We start from the raw sequence: 25,721 nt of genomic DNA, 5'->3' as shown, positions 1-25,721 counted from the left end.
GGCGCGCGTGCCCGAAGGTGGCGTCCGCCGCCTCCGGGCCGCCGGTGATCGGTCCCCAGGCGATGCGACGGTTTGCGGCGCGGCCGCGATCTGGGACGATGCGGCCGAAGCGGTGGCCGCTGCCCTCCGGCACGGACCCTGCGGGAGGGAACGCGCATGGAACGACACTATGGCTGGGTCATCGTCGCCGTCGGGGCGCTGATGGGTTGCATCGGCATGGGGTCGATGTTCTCCCTCGCTGTCTTCCTTGATCCCATCGCCAACGGCACGGGCTGGTCGCGCACCGGCATCTCCGCCGCGATGACCATCGCCTTCCTGGCTATGGGGGGCGGCGCCTTCTTCTGGGGCTGGGTCAGCGACCGCCACGGTCCGCGCATCGTCGGCATCGCCGGCGGGATCCTGCTGGGGACCGGCCTGGTGCTGGCCAGCCAGGCCAGGAGCCTGCTCGCCTTCCAACTCGTCTACGGCCTGTTCCTCGGCGCCGCGGTCGGCGCCTTCTTCGCGCCCATGATGGCGACCGCCAGCGCCTGGTTCGACCGCCAGCGGGCGCTCGCGGTCTCGCTCGTCTCCGCCGGGCTCGGCATGGCGCCGGTAACGGTCGCGCCTTTCGCGCAATGGCTGCTTTCCGGCCATGACTGGCGCACCGCGCAACTGGTGATCGGGCTGGTGGCCTGGGCCGTCCTGCTGCCGGCGGCCTTGCTGCTCCGCCGCCCGCCGGCGCTGACGCTGGCGGGCGGAAGCATGGCCGGTGGGGCGGGCGCTGTGGCGGGCGAGGGCCCCACCCCGCGGCAGGCGCTCGGCAGCCGGCAATTCCTGGTGCTGGCCGCCACCTTCTTCGCCTGCTGCCTCGCCCATGCCGGGCCGATCTTCCATGTGGTCAGCTACGCCATGGTCTGCGGCCTGTCCGCCATGGCCGCCGTCAGCGTCTACAGCCTGCAGGGACTGGCGGGGCTCGGCGGACGCCTGCTGCTCGGCGTGCTCGCCGACCGCCACGGCGCCAAGCCGGTGCTGATCGGCGGCCTGCTGCTGCAGGCGCTGGCGATCGGCGCCTTCCTCCCGGCCCGCGGCCTCGGGGAATTCTATGCCGTCGCGGCGGTCTTCGGGCTCGCCTATGGCGGGGTCATGCCGCTCTATGCCGTGCTGGCGCGCGACTATTTCGGGCCGCGCATCATGGGCACGGTGTTCGGCGCGGCGACCATGGTGTCATGCCTCGGCATGGCGACCGGGCCGGCGGTCGGCGGCTGGATCTTCGATCGTTTCGGCAGCTATGCGGGGATGCATCTCAGCTCCCTGGCCATCGGGCTCGGGGCCGTGGCCATCGCCTTCACCTTCCCGCCGCTGCCGCGCTTGCGGGCGGGGCGGCTCGAGCCGGCCTGACGGACCGGCCGCTGGCGCCTATCGGGCACCTGCGCGACCGCCTGGTCGGCGACGCCTGCTTCAATCTCGGGGTCGGTGCCGCGATCCTGCGGATCGAGACGAATGCGGCGAAGGGCGACCTCGCCGTGGCGCTCGGCCACGACCATTCCCACACCCCGGCCCGGGCCGCGGCGTATCGTGGCCGCGTGCTGCGGAGCGGATCTTCGCCGGCGCCGGCGGGACCACCCGAGGCGGTGGCTGACGGGTGGCGGACAGACCTGCCCGCCATCGGCTCGGACCCAGCGGGGCCGATCCGGCCGCGGATGCGGCACCCAGGCCCGCAGGGTAGGGGCGGGCCGCCGGTGCCGGCGGACGCCGCGCCCACGGGCTTCGCCCGGCCCGTCAGCAGGGGTCGATCAAGCGTTTGCGGCCGCTGCGCGGCGGCGCCGGCGGCAGGCCACGCAGCACCTTGCCGAGGATGCCGCGGGTATCCGCGGGGTCGATGACGTCGTCATAGGCGAAGCGCCCGGCGACCTCGAGCGCGGTGTTGTAGGCGCGCAGCTCGGCGGTGCGGGCGCGATGCGCCTCGGCGCGCGCCGCCGGGTCCGCGATCGCCTCCAGCTCCTGCCGGTGGATGATGCTGGCGGCGCCTTCCAGCCCCATCCCGCCGAACTCGGCGGTCGGCCAGGCCAGCAGGATGCTCGGGTGCAAGGGGCGGGAGCCCATGATGTAGTAGCCGAGCCCATAGGCCTTGCGCAGCACCACGGTCATGATCGGGACCGTCGCATTGGCCAGCGCGGTCAGCAGCCGGGCGCTGCGGCGGACGAGGTTGGTCTTCTCCACCTCCGGCCCTACCATCAGCCCCGGCGTGTCGCACAGCACCAGCAGCGGGATGTCGAAGGCGTCGCAGATCTGCACGAAGCGCGCGGCCTTCTCCGCGGCCGGCCCGTCGATGGCCCCGGCCAGGAACATCGGCTGGTTGGCGATGACGCCGACCGCGCGACCCTCGATCCGCGCCAGCGCGGTTACCATGGCGCGGCCGTAGCCTGCCTTCACCTCCAGCACGCTGCCGCGGTCGGCGATGCCGGCGATCACCTTGCGCACGTCATAGGCGCGGCGCGGGTTCTCCGGCACCAGGTCGCGCAGCAGGGCGCCGTCCGGCGCCTCGCCGGCCGGCGCCGGCGGCCCGAAATAGCCGAGGTAGCGGCGGGCCGTCTCGATCGCCGCGGCCTCGTCCTCCACCAGCACGTCGACGGCGCCGGAGGCGACATGCACCGCGGCGGGGCCGATCTCCTCCGGCGTCAGCTTCAGGCCGAGCGCCGCCTCCACCAGCGGCGGGCCGGCCATGCCCATGCAGCCGTCCTGCGTCATGACCAGCAGGTCGCACATGCCGGCCAGGTTGGCATGCCCGGCGAAGGCGCGGCCCGGCACGATCCCGATGGTCGGCACCAGGCCCGAGAGGCGCGCGAAGGTCACGAAGGTCGCCGAGGCGCCGCGCCCTTCCACCTTCATGTCGTGCGGCCGGGCCCCGCCGCCGTCGAGCCAGCAGATCACCGGCACCCGGTGCTGCTCGGCATGCCCCAGCATGCGGCTGATCTTGGCGTGGTTGTTGGCGCTCTGCGTGCCCGCATAAACCGTGTAGTCATAGGCCACGATGTCGGTGGCGCGGCCGCCAACCTGCGCCGTGCCCATCACCAGGCCATCGGCCGCGCCGCTCATGCCGGGCAGGGCCGGGCGCACCAGCCCGCCATACTCGACGAAGCTGTCGGGATCGGCGAGCGCCGCCACCGCCTCCCGCACCGTCCAGCGACCACGCCGGCGCTGCCGCGCGACCGCCTCGGGCCGGGCCGCATCCAGCAGCGCCGCCCGCGCCCCGAGCGCCGCCTGCAGCGTGGGGCGCGCCGCGCCGGACCTTCCTCCGCCATGCCGTCCTGCCCTGTCACTGCGCGCGGATGTTCGCGGCGCGGATCACCTCGCGGAAGGTCGCGCGGTTCTCCTCCATCAGCCGGTTCAGCCCGGCGGAGTCGGTGAAACTCGGCACCAGGCCGTTCTCCATCAGCTTGTCCCGCACGCGGGGATCCTCGACCGCGCGGCGCAGCGCCGTCTCCCACTGCGCGACCACGCCCGCCGGCATGCCGCGCGGGGCGCAGAGCCCGAACCAGGCATAGGTCTCGAAGCCCGGCACGTCGCGGGAGATCAGCGGCGTCTCCGGGAAGAAGGTCTGCGCCAGCGGATCGCCGAGGCCGATCAGCTTCAGCCCGCCATTGCGGATCTGCCCGATGGTGTCGCCGAGATTGGTGATGGTGAAGCCGATGCGCCCGCTGACCAGGTCGAGCAGGGCAGGCTGCGAGCCGCGGTAGGGCACATGGACCATGTCGGTGCCGGTCTTCTGCTTCAGCAGCTCCCCCGCCAGGTGCTGGACGGAGCCGACGCCGGGCGAGGCGTAGCTGATCTGGCCGGGACGCCGGCGGGCTTCCTCGACGATGTCGGCCACGCCCTGCCAGGGGCTGTTCGGCGCGACGACCAGCCCGAAGGTGGTGCGGGCCATCATGCCGAGGCCGATCAGGTCCTTCGCCGGGTTCACCGGCAGGCGGGTATCCGGCAGCTCGGTGATGATGGTCATGTTGCCCGTGGTGCAGAACAGCACGGTATGGCCGTCGGCCGGGCTGGTCGCCGCCGCCTCGGCCGCGACCATGCCATTGGCGCCGGTGCGGTTCTCCACCACCACGCGCTGCCCCAGCATGGGCGAGACCGTGTCCGCCAGCAGGCGCGCCGCGATGTCGCCCGACCCGGCGGGGGCGAAGCCATAGAGCATGCGCACCGGCCGGTCGGGGAAGTCCGCCCGGGCCATGCCGCCCGACAGCAACGCCAGCGCCGCGGCCAGCCGCAGGAAGCTTCGCATCCGCCTTCCTCCCTTGTCCGCCTTCGGGCGGGATTCTCGTTCCGGGCCATCCTGCCGGCCGGCGGCGCCGGCGCCAAGACATACTTGCTAACCAGCCAGCAAAAAGCCTAGGCTCGCTGCAAGGCGCCCTCGGCAAGCGGGCCGCGCGGGAGGAGTGCAGCACCATGCTGGTCCGGCATCTTGGCTGAACCCCGGCTCGACCCGCGCATGCCGCCGCTCGACCGCTGCGTGCTCCGCCCGCTGCTGGAGCGCCACGCGCGGGAGCGGCCTGAGCAGGACTGCGTCAGCTTTGAGAACGGGCCCGGCTGGACCTGCCGCGCACTGCGCGACCGCGTCGCCGCCGTCGCGGCCGGGCTGCAGCGCCAGGGCGTCCGGCAGGGCGATCACGTCCTGGTCTGGCTGCCGAACGGGCCGGAAGCCCTGCTGGTCTGGTTCGCCGCCAACTGGCTCGGCGCCGTCCAGGTGCCGCTGAACATCAGCTATCGTGGCCGCATCCTGGAGCATGTGCTCGGCATCGCCGATGCCGCCCTGATCGTGGCGGATGCCGCGCTGGTCGAGCGGCTGCGGGACGTGGCGCTGCCCGCCGCGCTGCGCCGCGTCGCCGTGGTTGGTGGCCCGCCGCAGGCGGTGCCGGGGCTGGAAGTGATCGACGCCGCCGCGATCCTGCAGGTCGAGGGCGAGCCGGAGCCGCCGGAGCGCCCGATCATGCCCTGGGACACCCAGAGCATGATCTACACCTCCGGCACCACCGGCCCGTCCAAGGGGGTGCTCTGTTCCTACATGCACTACACCAGCAGCGGCATGGCCTTCCCCTTCGTGCGGGAAGGCGACCGCGGGCTGGTGACGCTGCCGCTGTTCCACATGGGCGGCACCGGGTCGGTCTACCGCTACCTGCTGCGCGGCGCCGCGATCGTCGTCGCGGAATCCTTCCGCACCCAGACCTTCTGGGAGGTGGTGCGGCGCCACCGCATCACCTGCGCCTCGCTGCTCGGCGCCATGACCTCCTTCCTGGTGAAGGCGCCGCCCTCGCTGCAGGACCGCGACCATACGCTGCGCGCCCTGACCATCGTGCCGCTGACCGAGGACGCCGCGGTCTTCCGCGAGCGATTCGGCGTCGAGGTCTGGACCACCTTCAACATGACGGAGATCGCCTGCCCGATCTTCTCCGAACCCAACCCGACCCGCATCGGCAGCTGCGGCCGCCCGCGCCCCGGCATCATCGCCCGCATCGTCGACGAGCACGACTGCGAGGTGCCGCACGGCGCGGTGGTGGAACTGGTGCTGCGCAGCGATGCGCCCTGGTCGATGAACCACGGCTACCACCGCAATCCGGACGCGACCGCGCGGGCCTGGCGCAATGGCTGGTTCCATACCGGCGATGCCTTCCGCCGCGATGCCGAAGGCGAGTTCTTCTTCGTCGACCGGATGAAGGACGCGATCCGCCGCCGCGGCGAGAACATCTCCTCCTTCGAGGTCGAGGCGGAGATCTGCGCCCATCCCGCGGTGCGCGAGGCCGCGGTGGTGGCGGTGCCGAGCGAGTTCGCCGAGGACGAGGTGCTGGCGGTGGTGGCGCCCGTGCCGGGGACGGAGATCGATCCCGCCGCGCTGATCGAGTTCCTCGCGCCGCGGCTGCCGCATTTCATGGTGCCGCGCTACGTCCGCATCCTGCCCGAGCTGCCGAAGACGCTCACCGCAAGGTGGAGAAGCACCTGCTGCGGGCGGAGGGTCTGGGCACCGATACCTGGGACCGCGAGCGGGCCGGCATCCGGCTGCGGCGCGAACGCCTGGCCGGAGGGAGGTGACGATGCGTGCGCTGCTGCTGATCCTGGTGCTGCTGGGCGGCACCGCGCAGGCGCAGGACTTCCCGAGCCGGCCGCCGCGGCTGGTCGCGGGCTTCTCCGCCGGAGGCACGCTCGACATCGTCGCGCGGCTGATGGCGGAGGGCATGTCGCCGCTGCTGGGCCAGCGCGTGGTGGTGGAGAACCGGCCTGGCGCCAATGGGATGATCGCGGCCGAGGGCGTGGCGCGGGGGCCGGCCGATGGCTATGCCCTGCTGGTCTGCCCGATGGGCACCATGACGATCAGCCCGCAGCTGCCCGGCGCCTCCCTGCCGATCGACCCGCCGAAGGACCTGGTGCCGGTCGCCAACATGATCGCCGCGCAGCATGCGATGGTGGTCTCCGCCGCCGCGCCCTGGCGCAGCGTGGAGGAGGTGGTCGCCGCTGCGCGGGCCCGGCCGGGGGCGGTCAGCTACGCCACGGCCGGCGCCGGCTCCGGCCAGCAGCTCTCGGGGGCCTGGCTGGCCCGGCTGACCGGGACGGAGATGACGCCCATCCCCTATCGCGGCATGGCACCGGCGATGCCCGACATCGTCGCCGGGCGCACGAGCTTCGCCATCACGAATATCGGCGACGTCGCCGGCCAGGTCGCCGGCGGCGAGCTGCGGCTGCTGGCGGTGGCGAGCGCGGGCGGCTCGCCGCTCTATCCGGGCGCGCCGCTGCTTGGGGACGCCGTGCCGGGCTTCGAGGTCAGCGGCTGGATCGGGCTTTGCGGCCCGCGCGGGTTGCCTCGGCCGGTGGTCGCCCGCTGGGCGTCGGCGGTGGCGCGAGCGCTCGAGGATCCGGGCATCCTCGCCCGCCTGCGCGAGGGCGGCATGACGCCGCGCTACGAGGATGCCGCCGGCCTCGCCCGCACCATGGAGGCGGACCGCGCGAAATGGGGCCGGGTGATCCGGGAGGCGGATATCCGTGCCGAATGAGGCGGAGACGCTGGAGGCGCTGCTGCGCCGCCGCGCCAGCTGCCGCGGCTTCCGCGCCGAGCCGGTGCCGCGGCCGGTGATCGTCCGCATCCTGGAGATGGCGCAGCGCACCGCGTCCTGGACCAACAGCCAGCCCTGGCAGGTGGAGATCCTCGGCGGCGCGGCGCTGGAGCGCTTCTGCGCGGCGTTGCACGCGCATGCCGCATCGGGCGCGGCGCCGACCCCGGACATCCCTTTTCCGCGCGAATACCGCGGGGTCTACCGTGACCGGCGGCGGGACACCGGCTTCGGCCTCTACGCCGCGCTCGGCATCGCCCGCGACGACATGGCGGCCCGCCAGCGGCAGGCGCTGGAGAATTTCCGCGCCTTTGGCGCGCCGCATCTGGCGCTCGTCACCACCGACGAGGCGCTGGGCGCCTACGGCGCCGTCGACTGCGGCGGCTGGGTGGCGAATTTCATGCTGGCGGCGGAATCGCTCGGCGTCGCCAGCATCGCCCAGGCGGCGATCGCCGGGCATGCCGGCTTCGTCCGCGGGCTGCTCGGCCTGCCGGAGGACCGCCAGCTGGTCTGCGGCGTCGCCTTCGGCTTCGCCGATCCCGCCCACCCCGCCAATGCCTTCCGCACCGGCCGTGCCGGGCTGGACCAGGCCGTCAGCTGGCATGACGCATAGAGAGGACACTCCCTTGGCAGCGATCCGCGTGGATCCGAGATGGCCGGCAGCATCTGGAAGCTGCTGGTGGCCGTGGGCGACGAGGTGGCGGAGGGTGCCGACCTGCTCCTGCTGGAATCGATGAAGATGGAAATCCCGGTCGCCGCGCCGAGATCCGGCAAGGTCGCCGAGATCCGCGTCGAGGAGGGGGAGACGGTGACCGAGGGCCAGTGCCTCCTGGTCCTGGCGGGCTAGCATGCCGGATCCCAGGCTGCCGGCGCCGGAGGATTGCGTGGTCCGCGCGCTGGTCGACCGCCGCGCCGCGACGATGCCGGACCGGCCCTATGCGCTGTTCGATGCGGACGGCACCATCTGGACCTATGCCGACCTCGCCCGCTGGACACGGCGTTTCGCCGTCGGCTTCGAGCGGCTCGGCGTGCGGCAGGGCGATGTCGTGCTGTGCTGGCTGCCGAACGGGCCGCATGCCCTGGCCGCCTGGTTCGGGCTGAACTACCTGGGCGCCGTGTACATGCCGGTGAACACCGCATATCGCGGCGCGCTGCTGCAGCATGTGGTTGCGCTGTCGGGCGCCCGGCTGATGGTCGCCGATGCCCGGCTGGCGCCCCGGCTGGCAGAGATCGACACCGCGGCGCTGCGGCAGGTGGTGGCGATCGGGGAGGGGCGCCGCCGCTCCCCGGGCTCGACCTGCTGCCCGAGGCGGCGCTGACCGAGGCGGGCGAGGAGCCAGGCCCGCCACCGCAGCCCATCGAGCCCTGGGATACCCAGGCGGCGATCCTCACCTCCGGCACCACGGGCCCATCCAAGGCGGTGCTCTGTTCCTATGCGCAGTGGTGGGCCGCGGCGAAGGCGCATACCTACCTCGATGCCGAGGACCGGCAGATGGTGACGCTGCCGCTCTTCCATGTCGGCGGCACCTCGCCCTGTTTCAACGCGCTGGTGCGGGGCGGCTCCGTCGCCATCGTCGGCGCCTTCGACACGGCGAGCTTCTGGGACAGCGTGCGGCGCACCGGCACCACGGCGATGACGGTGCTCGGCACCATGGCCTCCTTCCTCGCCAGCCAGCCGGAATCGCCGCGCGACCGCGAGCATCCCCTGCGGAAATGCGTGATCATCCCGCTGAACCAGGCGGCCCTGGGATTCGGCCGCCGCTTCGGCGTGGACTGGTACAGCACCTACAACATGACCGAGCTGTCCTGTCCCATCTTCACCGGCCGCAACCCGGAGACGCTGGGCACCTGCGGGCAGGTGCGGCCGGGCTACGAGGCGCGGGTGGTGGACGCGAACGACTGCAGATTGCCGCCGGGCGAGGTCGGCAAGCTCGTCCTCCGCAGCGACATGCCCTGGGCGCTGAACCATGGCTACCACGGCAACCCGGACGCCACCGCGCGGGCCTGGCGCAACGGCTGGTTCCACACCGGCGACGCCTTCCGCCGCGACGAAGCGGGGGAGTTCTTCTTCGTCGACCGCATCAAGGACGCGATCCGCCGGCGCGGCGAGAATGTCTCCTCCTTCGAGGTGGAGCGGGAGGTCGCGGCCCATCCCGACATCCGCGAGGCCGCGGTGGTGCCGGTGCCGGGCGAGCATGGGGAGGACGAGATCCTCGCCGTCGTCTCCTGCGTGCCGGGGCGCGCGCTCGACCCGGCGGCGCTGATCGGCTTTCTCCGCCCGCGGCTCGCGCATTTCATGGTGCCGCGCTTTATCCGCTGCGTGGACGGCCTGCCGATGACACCGACCCAGAAGGTGCAGAAGCACCTGCTGCGCGAGCAGGGCGTGACGCCCGACACCTGGGACCGGGAGGCGGCCGGCATCCGCATCCGCCGCGACCGGCTGGATGCAGCCCGGCTCGGCCCGGTGCGATGAACGCGCCGGTGCGCCGCACCCAGCTCGACCGCCGCGCGAGCTCGGATGGCAGGCTGCTGGCGGCGGCCCTGCGCCTCGTCGCCCGCGGCGGCTCCGCCGGGACGAGCCTCGCCTCCATCGGGCGGGAGGCCGGCTTCAGCCGCGGCCTGCCGGTCGAGCGCTTCGGCAGCAAGGTGGCGCTGCTGCTGGCCCTGATCGACGCCATGGAGGCCTGGGCGGAGGAGAACGTCTTCGCCGGCATGCCGGCGGAAAGCGGCCTGGACGGGCTGCTCGCGCGCGTCGAGGCGCATTTCCGCGGCTGCATGGAGGGGCCGGAGGCGGTCGGCGCCCTTTACATCCTCAGCATGGAGTCGCTGACCGTCGTGCCGGAGCTGCGGGCCCGCCTCGCCGCCTTCTTCCAGGGCTATCGCCGCGCCTTCGAACACCACATCCGCAGCGGCCAGGCCAAGGGCGAGATCCGCCCGGAGCTCGACCCGGCGGTCGAGGCCGGCGTCGTGCTCGGCATGATCCGCGGCCTGGTCACGCAATGGCTGCTCGATCGTGATTCCATCGACCTGCAGCGTGCCACGCGCGCGGCGTTGGAGGCCTGCCGCAGGTCGTTGCGCGCGGAGACGCCGGCATGAGGGCGGTGGAGGCGGCCCGTGCCGCGCTGCAGGACGCGGCGCGCGGCGAGGCCCTGGCCCGGCAGCGTGCCCGCGGCAAGCTGACGGCGCGCGAGCAGATCGCCGCGCTGCTCGACCCCGGCAGCTTCCTCGAGGTCGGCGGCTTCGCCACCGCCGATCCGGACGGCGAGGCGGGCCGGCGGCTGTCCCCGGCCGATGGCGTCGTTACCGGCACCGGCCGGATCGAGGGCCGCGCGGTGGTGGTGGTGGCGCAGGATTTCAGCGTCGCGGGCGGCAGCATCGGCCGGCTGGGCACGGCGAAGACGGTGCATGCGGTCGAGACGGCAGTGGCCCGCGGCCTGCCCCTGGTCATGCTGCTGGACGGCGGTGGCCACCGCATCCAGGACGGCCAGGACGCGCGCAGCTTCGCCCATGCCAGCCCGCTGATCCGCACCCTCGCGCGCGCCTCCGGCTGGGTGCCGCTGGTGGCGCTGATGCTCGGCCCCGGCTTCGCCGGCCCGACCAATTCGCGGGCCTGTCCGATCTGGTGGTGATGGTGCGGGGCATCGCCGCGATGGGCATGGCCGGCCCCGCTCTGGTGAAGGCCGCGACCGGGGAGGATGTCGACCAGGACGCGCTCGGCGGCGCCGAGGCCCAGGCGGACAGGCATGGCTTGGCCGACCTGGCGGTGGAGACCGAGGCGGCGGCCTTCGAGGCGGCACGCCGCTTCCTCTCCTACCTCCCTGCCAATGCGCGGGCGCCGCAGGCTGTCCTCCCCGCCGAGGACCCGGCGGACCGGCGGGAGGAGGCGCTGCTGCATCTTGTCCCCGCGGAGCGCCGCCGCGGCTTCGACGTCCGCCTGGCCATCGCCGGCATCGCCGACCGTGGCAGCGTGTTCGAGCTGAAGCCGCGCTTCGCGGCCAATATGGTGACCGCGCTCGCCCGGCTGGATGGCCGGCCGGTCGGGATCCTGGCCAACCATTCGCTGCGGCTCGGCGGGATCATCGATGCCGCGGCGGCGGAGAAGGGCGCGCGGTTCATCGCCTTCTGCGACGCCTACGGCCTCCCGCTCGTCTCGCTGATCGACGTGCCGGGCTTCCTGATCGGCTCGGGCGCCGAGCGCAGCGGGCTCGGCCGGCGCAGCGCCCGGCTGCCCTTCGAATGGGCCCATGCGACGGTGCCCCGCATCTCGGTGGTGCTGCGCAAGGGCTATGGCCTGGGCTACATCGCCATGGCCGGCGGCCGCAGGCATGCAGGCGGATGCCGCCTTCGCCTGGCCCGGCGCCGAGATCTGCGCCATGTCGATCGAGGGCTCGGTCGACATCGCCTATCGCCGCGACTATGCGGCGGCGCCGGATCCGGCGATGCGGCGGCAGGAACTGATCGATGGCATTCGCGCCCGCACCGGCGCGCTGCGCGCGGCGGAGGGCTTCGGCGTGGATGACGTGATCGACCCGCGCGACACCCGCTGCCGGATCATCGAGGTGCTGCGCCAGACGGAAGGCCGCGCGCATGGCGGGATGCCGCCGAAGAAGCGCGCCATCCCGCCGATCTGAGCGGCAGGCCTAGTTCAGCGCGATGCCGCGGCTGCGGATCAACCGCCCGTAGGTGTCGAGGTCGCGTGCGACCAGCGCGGCGAATTCGGCGCGCGTCGTCGGCTCCACCTGCATGTCAGCCATGGCGCGGGCCTGCACCGCCTCGCCGCGGATCGCCGGGATCAGGACCTCGCTCAATCGCCGCAGCACGGGCTCAGGCGTGCCGGCCGGCGCGACCATGCCGTGCCAGTAACGCCAGACGAAGCCCGGCATGTCCTGCTCGGCGAAGGTCGGGATGGCGGGCGTGGCCGCCAGGCGCTGCGGCGTCGAGATCGCCAGCACCCGGAAGGCGCCGCTGTCCAGATGCGGCAGCAGGGTGGCGAGCGAGCCGGCGAAGAGCGGCACGCGCCCCGCCAGCAGCTCGGTCACGATGGGCTGCTCCCCGCGGAAGGGCAGGTGGGCGAGCTCGAGGCCGGTCTCCGCCTGGAACATCTCCATCATCAGGTGCGGGCTGGTGGCGACGCCGGCGGTGCCATAGGCCAGGCCGCGCTGGCCCCGCAGCGCGGCGACGGTGCCGCGCAGGTCGCCGCCGGCCAGTGTCCGCGCGGCGGCCAGCACCAGCGGCCCGCGATAGGTGACGCTGAGCGGCGCGAAATCCTCCGGCTTGTAGGGCAGGGAGGGGTAGATGTGCGGATTGATGGTGAGGATGCTCGAGGTCAGCCAGCCCAGGGTCAGCCCGTCCTGCGGTGCCCGCGCCACCGCCTCGGCCGCGATCAGCCCGCCCGCGCCGGGGCGGTTGTCGAACACGACGGGCACGCCGAGCGCGAGCCGCATCTGCTCCGCGACCATGCGCGCCAGGACCTCGGTCGGCGCGCCGCCGCCGAAAGGGTAGATCAGGCGGATCGGCCGGTCGGGCCAGGCCTGCGCCTGCGCCTGCGCGGCGGGCGCGGTGGCCAGCGCCGGGACCAGCAGCGCCGGAAGCGCGCGGCGGCCGAAGCCGCTTTCTGGAAAGCCGGTCATCGCGTCCTCCTCCCGCTGCGCCGCTTCGGGCACGATCCTGGACTTCACCATGCCTGGGCGTCGGATGTCAGGTCAGCACGATTCCGGGGCCCGATGCGGGTGGAAAATCGGAGCGACACGAGGTGCTAACGGCGAGGTCGCCCCGGCACGGCCATCGGACCCTGCCTCGAAGCCCTGCTGCATCACCCGCCTGAACGCTGCCGAGGAGGTGCGATGTCCATCGCGCGACGGGGGAGGCGGGCTTGCACGCGACCTCGGTCACCTGCGCCGCAACCATCCGGCACCCGCAACCCCCACCCATGCCGCTCGGTGCTGCGGCCGGATGCCGGCTGCATCTGGCCGGCTCGAGGCAGTCGCCGGCATTGCTGCCGCGGCGTCACTCACCCAGGCGCCGACGACGCTGCGCCAGCGAGGCGGGCAGGAAGGGAGGCAGAAGGCGTGACTTGACAAATGAATGTTTGCAAGTCAGCCGCTTGAGCGAAATATCTGGCGGAGAGGGTGGGATTCGAACCCACGGTCCGCTTGCACGGACTTCGGTTTTCGAGACCGACGCGATCGACCACTCTGCCACCTCTCCGTGGCCGGTCCGGGCTATAAGGGCAGCGGCGCCGGCGCGCAACGCCCTTGCTGCCGGCCGCCGCCGGATATGCGATACGGGGCCATCGCGCCGTTGACGCCGCCGGCAGGCCCCGCTATAAGCCCCGCCTCCCGACGGCGCCCCGGCGTCGCCGGCGGCCTTCTATGGCCGATACTTCCACAGAACTCTTCCGGGGCGGTGCCGCCTCGGCACGCAATCCTGGCACGACCAGGTGGGGCCGCACGATGACCTTCGCAGTGATCCGCACCGGCGGAAAGCAGTACCGGGTAACGCCGAACGCCGTCCTGACGGTCGAGAAGCTGGAAGCCGAGCCCGGCGCCACCATCACCTTCCATGACGTGCTCGCGCTCGGCACCGAGGCTGGCCTGACCATCGGCGCGCCGACCGTCCCGGGCGCCAGCGTCACCGCGACCGTGGTCGAGCAGACCCGCGGCCCGAAGATCCTCATCCTGAAGAAGCGCCGCCGGCAGGAGCAGCCGCCGCAAGCGGGGCCACCGGCAGGACCTGACCACCCTGCGCATCGGCGACATCGCGGCCGCCTGAAGGAGATCGACAGATGGCACACAAGAAGGCTGGCGGTTCCTCCCGCAACGGGCGCGACAGCGCCGGCAAGCGCCTCGGCGTGAAGCTGTTCGGCGGCCAGGCGGTCAGCGCCGGCAACATCATCGTGACCCAGCGCGGCACGAAGATGATGGCCGGCCCGCATGTCTATGTCGGCCGCACCCACTCCCTGCACGCCGCCATCGACGGCCGGGTGAAGTTCACCCGTCGGGCCGAGGGCCGGGTGCATGTCTCGGTCGAGCCGATCCCCCAGGCCGCCGAGTAACCGGCACAACCGCCACGGCGCGTTGACACGGGGCCTTCCGGCCCCCGTTTGCATTTTCAGGGTCCCATTGCGCCATGAAATTCCTGGACGAAGCCAAGGTCTGGGTGAAGGCCGGCGATGGCGGCGACGGCGTCATCGCCTTCCGCCGCGAGAAATACATCGAATTCGGCGGCCCCGACGGCGGCAATGGCGGCAAGGGCGGCGATGTGGTGATCGAGGCCGTGGACGGCCTCAACACCCTGATCGACTACCGCTACGCGCAGCACTTCAAGGCGCGCAAGGGCGGCAACGGCGCCGGCCAGGACCGCACCGGCGCGGGGTCGGAGGATGTTGTCCTCAAGGTGCCGGTCGGCACCCAGATCCTGTCGGACGAGAAGGACTTGGTGCTCGCCGACCTCGACGAGCCTGGCAAGCGGGTGGTGATCTGCCGTGGCGGCGATGGCGGCCACGGCAATGCCCATTTCAAGTCGGCCACCAACCGCGCCCCGCGCCGCGCCGACAAGGGCTGGCCGGGCGAGGAGCGCTGGATCTGGCTGCGGCTGAAGCTGATCGCCGATGTCGGGCTGGTCGGCCTGCCGAATGCCGGCAAGTCCACCTTCCTGGCGGCCGTCAGCGCCGCCCGGCCGAAGATCGCCGACTATCCCTTCACGACCCTGATCCCGCAGCTCGGCGTGGTGCGGCTGAACGCGTCGGAGGAATTCGTCCTCGCCGACATCCCCGGACTGATCGAGGGCGCGCATGAGGGCGTCGGGCTCGGCGACCGCTTCCTCGGCCATGTCGAGCGTTGCGCGGTGCTGCTGCATCTCGTCGATGGCAGCCAGCCCGACCCTGCCGCCGCCTGGCGCACGGTGCGGGAGGAGCTGGCGCAATATGGCCAGGGCCTGGCCGAGAAGCCCGAGCTGCTCTGCCTGAACAAGGTGGACGCGATGACCCCGCAGGCCCGTGCCAGCCGGGCGAAGGCGCTGGAGCGCGCGGCAGGCGTGCCCGTCATGCTGATCTCGGGCGCGACCGGGGAGCAGGTGCCGCAGGTCCTGCGGGCGCTCGCCGACATCGTCGCCAAGGCCCGGGCCGAACGTGCCGAGCGCCCGGCGTCGGCGCTGGTGTCGCCATTGCGCAGCATGGTCCGCCCGATCGAGTCGCTCGACCAGGACCAATGAGCCGGATTGCCCGAGGGCGGACCCGCCCGCAGGCCTGAGGCCGCCGGGCGAGGCGGCTTCCCGCAGGAAACGGTCCTGTTTGGAACGCCCGGGGCTGCACGGCCCCGGGCGTTTTGCGTGTCCGGGTCGCCGTGGCACCCGCCCGGACCAGGGCCGGGCCTCCCCCGTGGTTGTCCGCATTGCGCAACGGTCGTTTTGGGGCCGGCCGCCAAGGCGCTGAATCGGCGCAGGCTTCGGCACCCAGCGTGCCGGAAGGCCACGGTTTTCATTCTGAATTAGGAACGAAAAACGTGATCAGAGAATCACAGCTCCGAGATTGCGCGTGTAGGTTGAATACGACATATCGTATCCCGGCACGGAGCAATCACTTTTCTGTGCTTCACGTAACTGTGGGGAACAAGCTCTAGGTGCTCGGGCGGCTGCTGGCCAACCGCGTTCGGCGTATCAACCATAGGTTGTTTTCTGAGATATTAGTTCTCTGAAAACGATCTCGCCGACCACCCAGGGCTGTCCGTCCCCCAAAGCAATGCAGGACGCCTGATCATGGCCGGTACACTCGACCTGACTCAGTACACCACCGTCTGGGACGAAAGCTTCAACGCCGGCACGGGCATGCTTTCCCGCGACTGGGGGCCGGGAATCGACACCAGCGTGGCTGGCCAGATCACCATCAGCAGCACGCCCGACAACCAGGACAGCGGCACCATGGTCCCGCCGACCGGCAGCGCCGCCGGCTATGGCTACGGCCTGTTCAGCTTCACCCTCTCGATGGCTCAGGGCGATGCGCCGGGTCCCTATGCCCTGCTCTGGCCGGGCACCGATGTCTGGCCGGGGCCGGAACTCGACCTGGTCGAGCTTCAGCCGGGCGGCCAGGCCTATTCGACGATTCATTGGAAGGGCGCCGACGGCTCCAACCAGTTCCAGTCCTACAACCTGGACGGCGTGGACGTGAAGCAGACCCACACCTACTCGCTCGACTGGCAGGCCGGCCGTCTGACCATGTATGTCGACGGCACCCAGATGTGGACGACGACCGACCACGTCCCGGCCGATGCGGCGCATGGCGGTGAGAACGAGGCCCCGGAATCGGCATGCAGACCTGGTGGTCGACCGGCGCGCAGCATGGCAGCGGCTACGACAACACCATCACGCTCTACGACCTGAGCTACCGCACCGCCAATGCCAGCTACAACGGCGGCACGAGCACGAATCCCGGCAGCAACGCCGGCACGGGCAACAACGGCGGCGGCACCGTCACGACGCCGGTCACCCAGACCGTCGGCAGCGGCGCCGACAGCCTGGTGCTGAAGATCTCCCAGGATGCCTGGCAGGGCAGCGCGCAATACACCATCGCGGTCGATGGCAAGCAGGTCGGCGGCACCCTGACCGCCGGCGCCAGCTATGGTAGCGGCGAGGACAACATCACCGTGAAGGGTGATTTCGGCGCCGGCGCCCATACGCTGACGGTGACCTTCCTGAACGACGCCTATGGCGGGAGCAGCGCGGCAGACCGCAACCTGCATGTCGACGGCGTGAGCTTCAACGGCGCCGCCCTCGCCAACGGGACTGCCGGGCTCTACTCCAACGGCGCGGCCAACTTCGGCTTCACCAAGGCCGCCCCCGTCAGCGGCGGGGCCAGCACCACGCCCGGCGACACCGCGCCGGCGGTGAAATTCGGCTTCGTCGGCAACTACACGAAGACCGCCTGGGAAGGACACACCACCTTCGGCGGCGCCGACTATCATACCTTCGGTGCGACCGGCGCCTGGAACGACACCCCGGCGGTGCTGATGGCGCCGACGGCCTGGAATGCCGGCTTCGCCAGCAAGCTCGCCTTCGACAACTTCGTGCAGGCCAATCTCGACCTGCATGCGGCCGGGACCCAGGCGCTCGACGTCATGCTGGTCAGCGCCAAGCGCGGCGCGGTGACGCTGGGCGACGGCAACGACCACCTGACCTGGGTGGCGCACAGCAACGGCACCGGTGCCAACACCATGACCATCCAGACCGGTGCCGGCGACGACGTGGTGAAGGTGACCGCGGCCGGGCTCTCCTCGCTGGCCGACTACGACCGCACCGACAATGGCAGCCTCTACAACGGCGCCTATGACGGCCGCTACTCGATCGCCGACGTCACCTTCGGCGCCGGCAAGGACAGCGTCACGGTCGAGGGCATGGCCAAGCTGGTGCTGCATGCCGGCAGCGGCGCGGCAACCGCGGTCGGCGGCGGCGGCAACGACCTGTTCACCGCCGGTACCGGGACCGGCGACTTCACCGGCGGCGCGGGCAAGGACACCTTCGCCTTCGCCGCACATGATGGCCATGCGGTGATCCAGGACTTCACCGCCGGCGTCGACAAGCTGAAGTTCATCGGCCTGACCAGCGCCGACATCCACACCAAGGCGGCGACCGAGGGCGGCGTTGCCGGCCTGCTGGTCACCTACGACACGGCGGGTGACAGCGTCTTCCTGGCGCATGCCACCAAGCTGGCGGCGGCGGACATGCTCTTCGCCTGATCGGTCGGTGCAGACGGGAAGGGGCGTCCCCGCAAGGGGCGCCCTTTCCCTGCGCGGGTGCCTTATGCTATGCGCCCGCCCATGCAATCCCTGGACGACAGCGCACCGGTGCTTCCCGCCTTGGCGGCCGCCCGGCGCGTGGTGGTGAAGATCGGCTCCGCCCTGGTGGTGGAGGAGAAGACCGCGGCCCCGCGCGCCGCCTGGCTGGCGAGCGTCGCCTCCGATGTCGCGGCCCTGCGTGCTAGGGGGACCGAGGTCATCCTGGTCTCCTCCGGCGCCATCGCGCTCGCCCGCCGCGCCCTCGGCCTGACCCGCAAGAAGCTGAAGCTCGAGGAGAAGCAGGCCGCCGCCGCGGTCGGGCAGATCCGCCTCGCCGGCGCCTGGGCGGATGCGCTCTCGGCCCAGGGGCTGCCGGCCGCGCAGCTCCTCCTCACCCTCGAGGACAGCGAGGACCGCCGCCGCTACCTCAACGCCCGCGCCACGCTCGGCACCCTGCTCGAGCTCGGCTGCATTCCCGTCATCAACGAGAACGACACAGTCGCCACCGCCGAGATCCGCTTCGGCGACAACGACCGGCTGGCCGCCCGCGTCGCCGAGATGACCGGCGCCGACGCGCTGGTCCTGCTGTCGGACATCGACGGGCTGTACACCGCCGACCCGCGCAAGGATCCCGCCGCGGCGCACCTGCCGGTGATCGAACGCATCACCGACGAGATCATGGCCATGGGCGGGGACCCGCCGCCCGGCTATTCCTCGGGCGGGATGCGCACCAAGCTGATCGCCGCCCGCATCGCCACCGGCGCGGGCTGCGCCATGGCCATCGCCCTCGGGCAGCGGGACAACCCGCTGCGGGCGATCGAGGACGGGGCGCGCTGCACCTGGTTCCTCGCTTCGCCGGAGGGGCGCACCTCCCGCAAGCGCTGGATCGCCGGATCCCTCGCGCCGCTCGGCAGCCTGGTGGTGGATGCCGGCGCGGCCCGCGCCCTGGCGCGCGGCTCCTCGCTGCTGCCGGCCGGCGTCCGGGCGGTGGAGGGCAGCTTCCACCGCGGCGACCCTGTCAGCGTGCGCGACGAGGCAGGGGCGCGAGCTGGCGCGCGGCCTCGCCGCCTATGACATGGAGGATGCAAGGCGGATCGCCGGCCATCGCAGCGAGCAGCTGGAGGCGATCCTCGGCTGGCGCGGCCGCGACGAGATCGTCCACCGCGACGATTTGGTGCTGATGCCGTAGCGGCTCAGCCGCGCGCCCGGTCCAGTGCCGCGCGCCCGGCGGCGACGCCGGTGCTGAAGCAGGCCTGCAGCAGGTAGCCGCCGGTCGGCGCCTCCCAGTCCAGCATCTCGCCGCAGGCGAAGACGCCGGGGCGGCGGCGGAGCATCAGTCGCTCGTCCAGCTCCGCCCAGCCGAGCCCGCCGGCCGAGGAGATGGCGCGGTCGAGCCCCATCGGGGCGGTGACGGTCAGCGGCAGCGCCTTGACCAGGCGGGAGAGCGGTGCGGTTGCGCCGGCATGCAGCGCCTCCTGCACCAGGCCGATCGCGACCGGCGGCAGGCCGGCGCGGCGCATGTGGTTGGCCAGCGACATCGCGCCGCGCGGCCCGTCCAGCCGGGCGGCCAGCACCGAGGTCCCCATGTCCGGCCGCAGGTCGAGCGACAGGGTCGCCGGGCCGCCCGCGGCGATCGCCTCCCGCAAGGCGCCGGACAACGCATAGACCGCGCCGCCCTCGATCCCCGCTCCGGTCAGCACCGCCTCGCCCCGCACCGTGGTGCCGTCGAAGGACAGCGCGATGCGCTTCAGCGGCGTGCCGGCGAAGCGCGCGCGGAGATGGTCGGACCAGGCGATGCGGAAGCCGCAATTGGCTGGGCGCAGCGGCGCCACGCCCTCCAGCAGCCCGGCCCAGGCGCCGTCCGAGCCGAGCCGCGGCCAGGAGGCGCCGCCAAGCGCAAGTACCGTCGCCGCCGGGCGCAGATGCACCCGCCCCTCGGGCGCCTCGAAGGCGAGCGCCCCGTCCGCCCAGCCCAGCCAGCGATGCCGCGGCCGCAAGCTGACGCCGAGGCCGGCGAGGCGGGCGAGCCAGGCACGCAGCAGGGGCGAGGCCTTCATCGCGCGGGGAAAGATCCGGCCGAAGCTGCCGGTGAAGGTCGGCTGGCCCAGCGCCTCGGCCCAGGCGGTCAGGGCGGCGGGGGAAAGGCCTCAATGAATGGGGCGAGGCGGGCCTGCGACGTGCCGTAGCGCGCCAGGAACTCGGGCAGCGGCTCGGAATGTGTTAGGTTTCAGCCCGCCGCGCCCGGCGATCAGCAGCTTGCGGGCGGGGGAGGGCATCCGGTCCAGCACGATGACCTGCAGCCCGCCCTGGGCCGCGGTTTCCGCCGCCATCAGGCCGGCGGGGCCGGCGCCGAGGACGGCGACCAGGGGTTGCTTCTGCGGTTCCGACATGCGGCTTTCTAGAGCGGATCGCGGCCGGGCGTGAATCCGCGGCAGCCTCAGCGTTTGGCGTAACCATACCGGTGAACCTTGGGGGCCCTGACCCGTTAGCGACGCCGAACCGAATGGGACGGAGGATCCGATGACCGACGAGTTATTTTTCCAGCCTGCGCTCCAGCGCGCGTGACGCCCGCGACGACGCTGAGGATTACGGGCGCCGGGCCGCGGGCCGGCTGCGCGACACCGGGGAGCGGCTGCGCGACAAGGGCGAGGATGCGCGCGGCAGATTGTCGCGGCTCTGGGCCGATCCTCGAGGATCTGGTCGAGAAGCGGCTCGGCCCGGCGGCTTCCGAGGCCGGGCGTTCCGCCAGCCGCTACGCCTATCAGGGCCGCGACATGGCGATGGACTATGCCGACCAACTGCGCGACGTGACCCGGTCCCGCCCGCTGGTGGCGATCGGCGTGGCGGTGGCGGCGACCTGGCTCGTCACCAGCATGCTGCGCAGCGGCCGCCGCTGAGCCCGACGGCGCGGGGCTTCGGCCCCCGCGCCTCAGTCGACTGACGATGCGGGCCGCCCGCACCACCTCGGTCCAGCGGGCGATCTCGGATCGCAGATAGGCGCCGAAGGCCGCCGCATCCAGCGGCAGGGTCTGGGCGCCGATGCCGTCCAGCTTCGCCCTGGACCTCGGGCAGAGCCAGCACCTTCTGGGTCGCCGCATCCAGCCGGGCCAGGATCGCCGGCGGCGTGCCGGCCGGCGCGAAGAGTCCGACCCAGATCCCCATCTCAGAATCCTGGCAGCGTCTCGGCGAGCGCCGGGACCTCCGGCAGATTGGGCAGCCGGCGCGGCGCGCTGGTCGCCAGCGGCCGCACCACCGGGCGCCCTGGGCCAGTGCCATCGCTGCGATCACCGGGTCGAACAGCACCTGCACCTGGCCGGCGACCAGGGCGGTCTCCGCCGGGGTGGTGCTGCGGAAGGGGACGTGCAGCAGGTCGATCCCTGCCTGCGACTTGAACATCTCGGCAGCCAAGTGGCTGGAGGTGCCGTTGCCGCCGGACCCGTAGGTCAATGCCCGGGCTTCTCCCTGGCCAGGGCGATCAGCCCGGCCAGGTCCCGCACCGGCAAGGCAGGGTGGACCAGCAGCAGGTTCGGCCCGGTCGCCACGCCGGAAACCGGCATGAAGTCCCGCACCGGGTCGTAGGGCAGTCGGCTGCCATAAAGCGGGACGTTCATCGCATGGGTGCTGATCGTGCCCATCAGCAGGGTGTAGCCATCCGGGGCAGTGCGGGCAGCGGCTTCCGTGGCGATGATCCCGCCGGCGCCGGCCCGGTTGTCAATCACCAGGGGTTGGCCCAGCCGGGCGCCCCAGCGGCTCGGCGATGATCCGGCTGGCGATGTCGGTGGCGCCGCCCGGGGCGAAGCCGACCAACAGCCGGATCGGGCGCTGCGGCCAGTCATCCTCCCTGGCCGCCTGCGCCATGGCCGCCCCGGGCAGGGCCAGGCCCGCCGCCAACATGCTCCGCCGCCGGAACGCCCATGCGCCTGTCTCTCCCGTCTTTTTCTCCGCCATGGCAGCATGGCGGCCGCGCTTCCGCCAGCGCTCGACGCGGAGCCCTGGCGACCCAAGATAGGGGGTACGATGAACCACCTCGCCCCGGTCACCTTCTTCCCCGCCAAGCGCCCCGCCCCGCCGCCGGAGCGGGTGCTCAAGGTCGTATCTCCCTTCGAGCCGAATGGCGACCAGCCAACGGCGATCCGCGAAGCTGGTGGCCGGGCTGCAGGCGAATGAGCGCGACCAAGTGCTGCTGGGCGTCACCGGGTCAGGCAAGACCTTCACCATGGCCAAGGTGATCGAGGCGGTGCAGCGCCCGACCCTGATCCTCGCGCCGAACAAGACGCTGGCGGCGCAATTGTACGGGGAGATGAAAAGCTTCTTCCCCGACAACGCAGTGGAATACTTCGTCAGCTACTACGACTACTACCAGCCCGAGGCGTATGTCCCGCGCACAGACACCTATATCGAGAAGGACGCGCAGATCAACGAGCAGATCGACCGCATGCGCCACAGCGCGACGCAGTCCCTGCTCGAGCGCAACGACGTGGTCATCGTCGCCTCGGTCTCCTGCATCTACGGCATCGGCTCGGTCGAGACCTACAGCCGCATGGTCGTGAAGCTCGAGATCGGCGGGCGCATCGACCGCGACGTGCTGGTCAAGGGCCTGGTCGAGCAGCAGTACCGCCGCAACGACAGCTTCTTCGCGCGGGGGACCTTCCGGATAAGGGGGAGACGGTGGATATCTGGCCCTCGCACCTCGAGGACCGCGCCTGGCGGATCAGCCTGTTCGGCGACGAGGTGGACGGCATCCGCGGATTCGATCCGCTGACCGGGGAGGTCACGGCCGAGCTCGAGCGCGTCTCGATCTGCGCCAACAGCCACTACGTCACGCCGCGGCCGACCATGCAGCAGGCCATCATCTCCATCAAGCAGGAGCTGCAGGAGAGGCTGGCGGAGCTGGAGGCGGCGGGCCGGCTGCTGGAGGCGCAACGGCTGGCGCAGCGCACGCAATTCGACATCGAGATGCTGGAGACGACGGGGAGCTGCAAGGGGATCGAGAACTACTCCCGCTACCTGACCGGACGCGCCCCGGGCGAGCCGCCGCCGACACTGTTCGAATACCTGCCGGAAAACGCGTTGCTCGTGGTCGATGAGAGCCACGTCACCATCGGCCAGCTCGGCGGCATGTATCGCGGCGACTTCGCGCGGAAGAGCGTGCTCGACGAATTCGGCTTCCGGCTGCCCTCCTGCAAGGACAACCGTCCCCTCAAGTTCGAGGAATGGGAGGCCTACCGGCCCAATACCGTCTTCGTCAGCGCGACGCCCGGACCCTGGGAGATGGAGCGCACCGGCGGCACCTTCGCCGAACAGGTCATCCGCCCGACCGGGCTGATCGACCCGGTGACCGAGATCCGCCCGGTGGAGGGCCAGGTGGACGACCTGCTGGCCGAATGCCGCGAGCAGATCCAGAAGGGCGGTCGCGTCCTGGTCACCACCCTGACCAAGCGCATGGCCGAGGACCTGACGGAGTACATGACGGAAGCGGGCATCAAGGTCCGCTACCTGCACTCGGACGTCGACACGCTGGAGCGGATCGAGATCATCCGCGACCTCAGGCGCGGCGCCTTCGACGTGCTGGTCGGCATCAACCTGCTGCGCGAGGGCCTCGACATCCCGGAATGCACGCTGGTCGCCATCCTCGACGCCGACAAGGAAGGCTTCCTGCGAAGCGCCACCTCGCTCATCCAGACCATCGGCCGCGCCGCCCGCAACGCCGAGGGCCGCGTGGTGCTCTATGCCGACCGGATGACCGACAGCCTGCGGAAGGCGCTGGAGGAGACCGAGCGGCGCCGCGCCAAGCAGATGGCCTGGAATGCCGAGCACGGCATCACGCCGACCACCATCAAGCGGCAGATCGCCGACGTCATGCAGTCCGTCTACGAGCAGGACTACGTGACGGTCGAGGCCGTGGAGGGCGACCGGACCGCGCAATTCGTCGGCAAGGACCTGCGCGCCTCGATCGCCGAGCTGGAGAAGCGGATGCGCACCGCCGCCGCCGACCTGGGATTCGAGGAAGCCGCCCGGCTGCGCGACGAGATCAAGCGGCTGGAGGCGCTGGACCTCGGGCTCGAGCCGAACCTGGCCGGGCGGTCGCTGCAGGAGGCGGCGCCGCGCAGCGCCGGCGGCAAGCCCGGCGCCAAGCCCGGCCGGCCGAAGCAGGATTGGAAGCCGAAGCCGCTGGGCCCGGGCGGCGGCGGCTACGACCCGGAGAAGCGCGGCGGCCGTGGGCGGCGGGCAGGGGCCCGCTAGCCCCCGAACCTCGCCGGGAACGTCTTGCCTCCCCGCCGCGTTCGCGGTGCAGAACCGAGGGGAGACGACCAATGGGCGAGTATACCGGCCGCATCGAGATCGCCCGCCCCCCGGCCGAGGTCTTCGCCTTCCTCGCCGACCTCCGGAACATGCCGCGCTACCTGCCGACGGTGACCCGCGTCGGCCCGCAGGGGCACCATGACCAGCACGACGACGTCGCGGTGGAGGGCGAGGCCGATGGCCATGCCTACCGCAACGACGGCTGGCTGAAGGCCGAGCCGGAGGCGCGGCGGATGCGCTGGGGCTCCCACACCATGCAGGATTACGGCGGCTCGCTCTCGGTGACGGAGGCCAGCGGCGGGTCCGCGGTCGAGCTCAAGCTGAGCCTGACGCCGAAGCCCGAGGTCGCCGAGCGGATGCAGCAGGAGCACGGCAGCATCGACCACGGCATGCGGATTTCGGTCGAGCGGACGCTGGGCGCCATCAAGGCCGCCTGCGAGCAGGGCGGCGAGGTGGTGCGGGACAGCGCCAATGACGAGGATCCGGCGGACAGCCGGCCGTTCGGCAGCAGCGCCACGCTGAACCCGGACATCTGACCCGGCGGCGCCATGCTGCGCCGCGATAACTCCTTGCGCTGCCACGCTTCTCCGATAGGCTCGGCGCGACGCCTTCGGAGACCCTGTCGCCCATGTTCCGCCGCAGCCTCATCGCCGGCACTGCCGGCGCGCTTGCCCTGCCCAGCCTTGCGCGCGCCCAGGCCCTGCCGAAGATCACCATCGGCATGTCCGGCTGGACCGGCTTCGCCCCGCTGACGCTGGCCGAGCAGGCCGGGCTGTTCAAGGCGAACGGAGTGGAGGTCGAGACCAAGTTCGTCCCGCAGCGGGAGCGCAACCTGGCGCTCGCCTCCGGTGCGCTGAACTGCGTGGTGACCACGGTCGACACCATGATCCTCTGGGCCAGCACCATCCCGCTGGTGCAGGTGCTGGTGCTGGACCGCAGCCATGGCGGCGACGGCATCGCCGCCCGGCCGAATATCCGCAGCTTCGCCGACCTGAAGGGCAAGACCATCGCGGTGGATGGCCCGGGCACCTCGCCCTACTTCCTGATGGCCTACATGTTCCGCGAGAACGGCCTGTCGGTGAAGGACGTGCAGACCGCGACCCTGGCGCCGCAGCCCGCGGCGCAGGCCTTCGTCGCCGGCCAGTTCGACGCCTGCGCCAGCTACGAGCCCTACCTCTCGCAGGTGCGTGCCATGGGCGCCGACAAGGGGAGGATCCTGGCGACCACGCTCGACCACCCCTGCATCGTCGACACCCTGGCCTTCCAGCCCGCATTCATCGCCGCCAACCCGGAGGCGGTGAAGCGCGTGGTGAAGTCCTGGTTCGACGCGGTCGAGATGATCAAGGCCGAGCCCGACAAGTCCTTCGAGATCATGGGCAAGCGGGTCAACCAGTCGGCCGAGGCCTTCAAGGCCAGCGCCGGCTTCATCGAATGGCTGGATGCGGCGAAGAACCGAGACTACGTCGCCAATGGCCTGCCGGAGTTCCAGCGGAAGGCGCATCTGGTGCAGCGGGAGACTGGGGTGGTGCGGCAGGATGTCGACCTGTCGAAGCTGCTGGACAGCCGCTTCGTCGCCTGA

At 71.8% G+C, this 25,721-nt stretch carries 20 protein-coding genes, 1 tRNA gene and 7 pseudogenes; 21 read left to right on the top strand and 7 right to left on the bottom strand.

The genetic code is table 11. From position 1 onward, the window contains the following. Positions 1-156: 156 nt before the first annotated feature. Positions 157-1,377 carry an MFS transporter gene (locus tag ACQ86J_RS10160; protein WP_431271009.1) on the top strand — a complete coding sequence of 407 codons (1,221 nt, stop codon included), beginning with the start codon at positions 157-159 and terminating at the stop codon, positions 1,375-1,377. Positions 1,378-1,758: 381 nt separating this feature from the next. On the opposite strand, the gene ACQ86J_RS10155 is transcribed toward ACQ86J_RS10160, so the two are convergent. Both ACQ86J_RS10155 and ACQ86J_RS10150 read right to left on the bottom strand, forming a co-directional pair. Further along, positions 1,759-3,156 carry an acyl-CoA carboxylase subunit beta gene (locus ACQ86J_RS10155; RefSeq protein WP_431271008.1) on the bottom strand — a complete coding sequence of 466 codons (1,398 nt, stop codon included), beginning with the start codon at positions 3,154-3,156 and terminating at the stop codon, positions 1,759-1,761. A 139-nt stretch (positions 3,157-3,295) separates the two neighbouring features. Beyond that, positions 3,296-4,258 (bottom strand): Bug family tripartite tricarboxylate transporter substrate binding protein, encoded by a 963-nt coding sequence (locus ACQ86J_RS10150; RefSeq protein WP_431271007.1) that lies wholly within the window; start codon positions 4,256-4,258, stop codon positions 3,296-3,298. A 207-nt stretch (positions 4,259-4,465) separates the two neighbouring features. Here ACQ86J_RS10150 and ACQ86J_RS10145 point away from each other — a divergent pair. The 10 genes and pseudogenes from ACQ86J_RS10145 to ACQ86J_RS10100 all read left to right on the top strand — a co-directional run. After that, positions 4,466-5,887 (top strand): annotated as a pseudogene (locus ACQ86J_RS10145) (AMP-binding protein); the annotation flags it as partial. 175 nt (positions 5,888-6,062) lie between these two features. Then, entirely contained in the window at positions 6,063-7,016 is a 954-nt protein-coding gene (locus tag ACQ86J_RS10140) for a Bug family tripartite tricarboxylate transporter substrate binding protein (RefSeq protein WP_431272358.1), read from the top strand. Then, positions 7,006-7,686, top strand: coding sequence for a nitroreductase (locus tag ACQ86J_RS10135; protein WP_431271006.1), 681 nt, complete (start codon positions 7,006-7,008; stop codon positions 7,684-7,686). The genes ACQ86J_RS10140 and ACQ86J_RS10135 overlap by 11 nt, the downstream gene beginning before the upstream one ends. Before the next feature lie 39 nt (positions 7,687-7,725). After that, positions 7,726-7,920: an acetyl-CoA carboxylase biotin carboxyl carrier protein subunit gene (locus tag ACQ86J_RS10130; RefSeq protein WP_431271005.1), complete on the top strand. Its 195-nt coding sequence runs from the start codon at positions 7,726-7,728 to the stop codon at positions 7,918-7,920. A gap of 1 nt (position 7,921) precedes the next feature. Beyond that, complete coding sequence (locus ACQ86J_RS10125; protein ID WP_431271004.1) at positions 7,922-8,392, top strand: AMP-binding protein; 471 nt, start codon at positions 7,922-7,924, stop codon at positions 8,390-8,392. After that, positions 8,371-9,546, top strand: a complete 1,176-nt coding sequence (locus ACQ86J_RS10120; RefSeq protein WP_431272357.1) for an AMP-binding protein — start codon at positions 8,371-8,373, stop codon at positions 9,544-9,546. Before ACQ86J_RS10125 ends, ACQ86J_RS10120 begins: the two co-directional genes overlap by 22 nt. Continuing rightward, positions 9,543-10,169, top strand: coding sequence for a TetR/AcrR family transcriptional regulator (locus ACQ86J_RS10115; protein ID WP_431271003.1), 627 nt, complete (start codon positions 9,543-9,545; stop codon positions 10,167-10,169). The genes ACQ86J_RS10120 and ACQ86J_RS10115 overlap by 4 nt, the downstream gene beginning before the upstream one ends. Beyond that, on the top strand, positions 10,166-10,702 hold the full coding sequence (locus tag ACQ86J_RS10110; RefSeq protein ID WP_431271002.1) for a carboxyl transferase domain-containing protein: 537 nt from the start codon (positions 10,166-10,168) through the stop codon (positions 10,700-10,702). Before ACQ86J_RS10115 ends, ACQ86J_RS10110 begins: the two co-directional genes overlap by 4 nt. After that, positions 10,702-11,331: pseudogene (locus tag ACQ86J_RS10105) on the top strand (carboxyl transferase domain-containing protein); the annotation flags it as partial. The gene ACQ86J_RS10110 and the pseudogene ACQ86J_RS10105, both read left to right, overlap by 1 nt. Then, positions 11,318-11,704 carry a carboxyl transferase domain-containing protein gene (locus ACQ86J_RS10100; RefSeq protein ID WP_431271001.1) on the top strand — a complete coding sequence of 129 codons (387 nt, stop codon included), beginning with the start codon at positions 11,318-11,320 and terminating at the stop codon, positions 11,702-11,704. The pseudogene ACQ86J_RS10105 and the gene ACQ86J_RS10100, both read left to right, overlap by 14 nt. Positions 11,705-11,713: 9 nt before the next feature. Here ACQ86J_RS10100 and ACQ86J_RS10095 read toward each other — a convergent pair whose 3' ends face one another. Further along, positions 11,714-12,754: a Bug family tripartite tricarboxylate transporter substrate binding protein gene (locus tag ACQ86J_RS10095; RefSeq protein WP_431271000.1), complete on the bottom strand. Its 1,041-nt coding sequence runs from the start codon at positions 12,752-12,754 to the stop codon at positions 11,714-11,716. A gap of 436 nt (positions 12,755-13,190) precedes the next feature. After that, a tRNA-Ser gene (locus ACQ86J_RS10090) sits at positions 13,191-13,280 on the bottom strand. A 245-nt stretch (positions 13,281-13,525) separates the two neighbouring features. On the opposite strand from ACQ86J_RS10090, the pseudogene rplU reads away from it, so the two are divergent. The 6 genes and pseudogenes from rplU (at position 13,526) to proB (ending at position 19,028) form a co-directional block, all read left to right on the top strand. Then, positions 13,526-13,844, top strand: a pseudogene (gene rplU, locus ACQ86J_RS10085) (50S ribosomal protein L21). A gap of 13 nt (positions 13,845-13,857) precedes the next feature. Further along, positions 13,858-14,127, top strand: coding sequence for a 50S ribosomal protein L27 (rpmA, locus tag ACQ86J_RS10080; RefSeq protein WP_431270999.1), 270 nt, complete (start codon positions 13,858-13,860; stop codon positions 14,125-14,127). Between the two features lie 74 nt (positions 14,128-14,201). Further along, positions 14,202-15,284, top strand: a complete 1,083-nt coding sequence (obgE, locus tag ACQ86J_RS10075) for a GTPase ObgE (RefSeq protein ID WP_431270998.1) — start codon at positions 14,202-14,204, stop codon at positions 15,282-15,284. A 543-nt stretch (positions 15,285-15,827) separates the two neighbouring features. Then, complete coding sequence (locus tag ACQ86J_RS10070; RefSeq protein ID WP_431270997.1) at positions 15,828-16,448, top strand: family 16 glycosylhydrolase; 621 nt, start codon at positions 15,828-15,830, stop codon at positions 16,446-16,448. Further along, positions 16,376-17,800, top strand: a complete 1,425-nt coding sequence (locus ACQ86J_RS10065) for a carbohydrate-binding domain-containing protein (RefSeq protein WP_431270996.1) — start codon at positions 16,376-16,378, stop codon at positions 17,798-17,800. Before ACQ86J_RS10070 ends, ACQ86J_RS10065 begins: the two co-directional genes overlap by 73 nt. A gap of 81 nt (positions 17,801-17,881) precedes the next feature. After that, positions 17,882-19,028 (top strand): annotated as a pseudogene (proB, locus tag ACQ86J_RS10060) (glutamate 5-kinase). Between the two features lie 4 nt (positions 19,029-19,032). Here proB and ACQ86J_RS10055 read toward each other — a convergent pair. Beyond that, positions 19,033-20,229 (bottom strand): annotated as a pseudogene (locus ACQ86J_RS10055) (NAD(P)/FAD-dependent oxidoreductase). Positions 20,230-20,490: 261 nt separating this feature from the next. On the opposite strand from ACQ86J_RS10055, the gene ACQ86J_RS10050 reads away from it, so the two are divergent. Further along, on the top strand, positions 20,491-20,736 hold the full coding sequence (locus ACQ86J_RS10050) for a hypothetical protein (protein ID WP_431270995.1): 246 nt from the start codon (positions 20,491-20,493) through the stop codon (positions 20,734-20,736). On the opposite strand, the pseudogene ACQ86J_RS10045 reads toward ACQ86J_RS10050, so the two are convergent. Further along, a pseudogene (locus ACQ86J_RS10045) lies at positions 20,705-21,558 on the bottom strand (tripartite tricarboxylate transporter substrate-binding protein). The gene ACQ86J_RS10050 and the pseudogene ACQ86J_RS10045 overlap by 32 nt on opposite strands. Beyond that, on the bottom strand, positions 21,551-21,733 hold the full coding sequence (locus ACQ86J_RS10040) for a hypothetical protein (RefSeq protein WP_431270994.1): 183 nt from the start codon (positions 21,731-21,733) through the stop codon (positions 21,551-21,553). Before ACQ86J_RS10040 ends, ACQ86J_RS10045 begins: the two are co-directional and overlap by 8 nt. Positions 21,734-21,753: 20 nt before the next feature. Here ACQ86J_RS10040 and uvrB point away from each other — a divergent pair. The 3 genes and pseudogenes from uvrB (at position 21,754) to ACQ86J_RS10025 (ending at position 25,721) form a co-directional block, all read left to right on the top strand. Further along, a pseudogene (gene uvrB / locus ACQ86J_RS10035) lies at positions 21,754-24,082 on the top strand (excinuclease ABC subunit UvrB). Between the two features lie 71 nt (positions 24,083-24,153). Next, on the top strand, positions 24,154-24,678 hold the full coding sequence (locus ACQ86J_RS10030; RefSeq protein ID WP_431270993.1) for an SRPBCC family protein: 525 nt from the start codon (positions 24,154-24,156) through the stop codon (positions 24,676-24,678). A 92-nt stretch (positions 24,679-24,770) separates the two neighbouring features. Next, entirely contained in the window at positions 24,771-25,721 is a 951-nt protein-coding gene (locus ACQ86J_RS10025; protein ID WP_431270992.1) for an ABC transporter substrate-binding protein, read from the top strand.

The sequence above is a fragment of the Dankookia sp. P2 genome (assembly GCF_050632255.1).
Classification (GTDB): domain Bacteria; phylum Pseudomonadota; class Alphaproteobacteria; order Acetobacterales; family Acetobacteraceae; genus Paracraurococcus.
Note: the sequence above shows the minus strand (reverse complement) of the source record. Positions and strands in the feature narration are given on the sequence as shown.

Excerpts from the sequence above, each read along its gene's own strand:
- ACQ86J_RS10115 (WP_431271003.1), top strand. The coding sequence starts at position 9,543 with ATGAACGCGCCGGTGCGCCGCACCCAGCTCGACCGCCGCGCGAGCTCG.
- ACQ86J_RS10100 (WP_431271001.1), top strand. The coding sequence starts at position 11,318 with ATGCGACGGTGCCCCGCATCTCGGTGGTGCTGCGCAAGGGCTATGGCC.
- ACQ86J_RS10125 (WP_431271004.1), top strand. The coding sequence starts at position 7,922 with ATGCCGGATCCCAGGCTGCCGGCGCCGGAGGATTGCGTGGTCCGCGCG.
- ACQ86J_RS10150 (WP_431271007.1), bottom strand. The coding sequence starts at position 4,258 with ATGCGAAGCTTCCTGCGGCTGGCCGCGGCGCTGGCGTTGCTGTCGGGC.
- rpmA (WP_431270999.1), top strand. The coding sequence starts at position 13,858 with ATGGCACACAAGAAGGCTGGCGGTTCCTCCCGCAACGGGCGCGACAGC.
- ACQ86J_RS10110 (WP_431271002.1), top strand. The coding sequence starts at position 10,166 with ATGAGGGCGGTGGAGGCGGCCCGTGCCGCGCTGCAGGACGCGGCGCGC.
- ACQ86J_RS10050 (WP_431270995.1), top strand. The coding sequence starts at position 20,491 with ATGCGCGCGGCAGATTGTCGCGGCTCTGGGCCGATCCTCGAGGATCTG.
- ACQ86J_RS10025 (WP_431270992.1), top strand. The coding sequence starts at position 24,771 with ATGTTCCGCCGCAGCCTCATCGCCGGCACTGCCGGCGCGCTTGCCCTG.
- ACQ86J_RS10070 (WP_431270997.1), top strand. The coding sequence starts at position 15,828 with ATGGCCGGTACACTCGACCTGACTCAGTACACCACCGTCTGGGACGAA.
- ACQ86J_RS10065 (WP_431270996.1), top strand. The coding sequence starts at position 16,376 with ATGCAGACCTGGTGGTCGACCGGCGCGCAGCATGGCAGCGGCTACGAC.
- ACQ86J_RS10040 (WP_431270994.1), bottom strand. The coding sequence starts at position 21,733 with ATGTTGGCGGCGGGCCTGGCCCTGCCCGGGGCGGCCATGGCGCAGGCG.
- ACQ86J_RS10030 (WP_431270993.1), top strand. The coding sequence starts at position 24,154 with ATGGGCGAGTATACCGGCCGCATCGAGATCGCCCGCCCCCCGGCCGAG.
- ACQ86J_RS10160 (WP_431271009.1), top strand. The coding sequence starts at position 157 with ATGGAACGACACTATGGCTGGGTCATCGTCGCCGTCGGGGCGCTGATG.
- ACQ86J_RS10095 (WP_431271000.1), bottom strand. The coding sequence starts at position 12,754 with ATGGTGAAGTCCAGGATCGTGCCCGAAGCGGCGCAGCGGGAGGAGGAC.
- obgE (WP_431270998.1), top strand. The coding sequence starts at position 14,202 with ATGAAATTCCTGGACGAAGCCAAGGTCTGGGTGAAGGCCGGCGATGGC.
- ACQ86J_RS10140 (WP_431272358.1), top strand. The coding sequence starts at position 6,063 with ATGCGTGCGCTGCTGCTGATCCTGGTGCTGCTGGGCGGCACCGCGCAG.
- ACQ86J_RS10130 (WP_431271005.1), top strand. The coding sequence starts at position 7,726 with ATGGCCGGCAGCATCTGGAAGCTGCTGGTGGCCGTGGGCGACGAGGTG.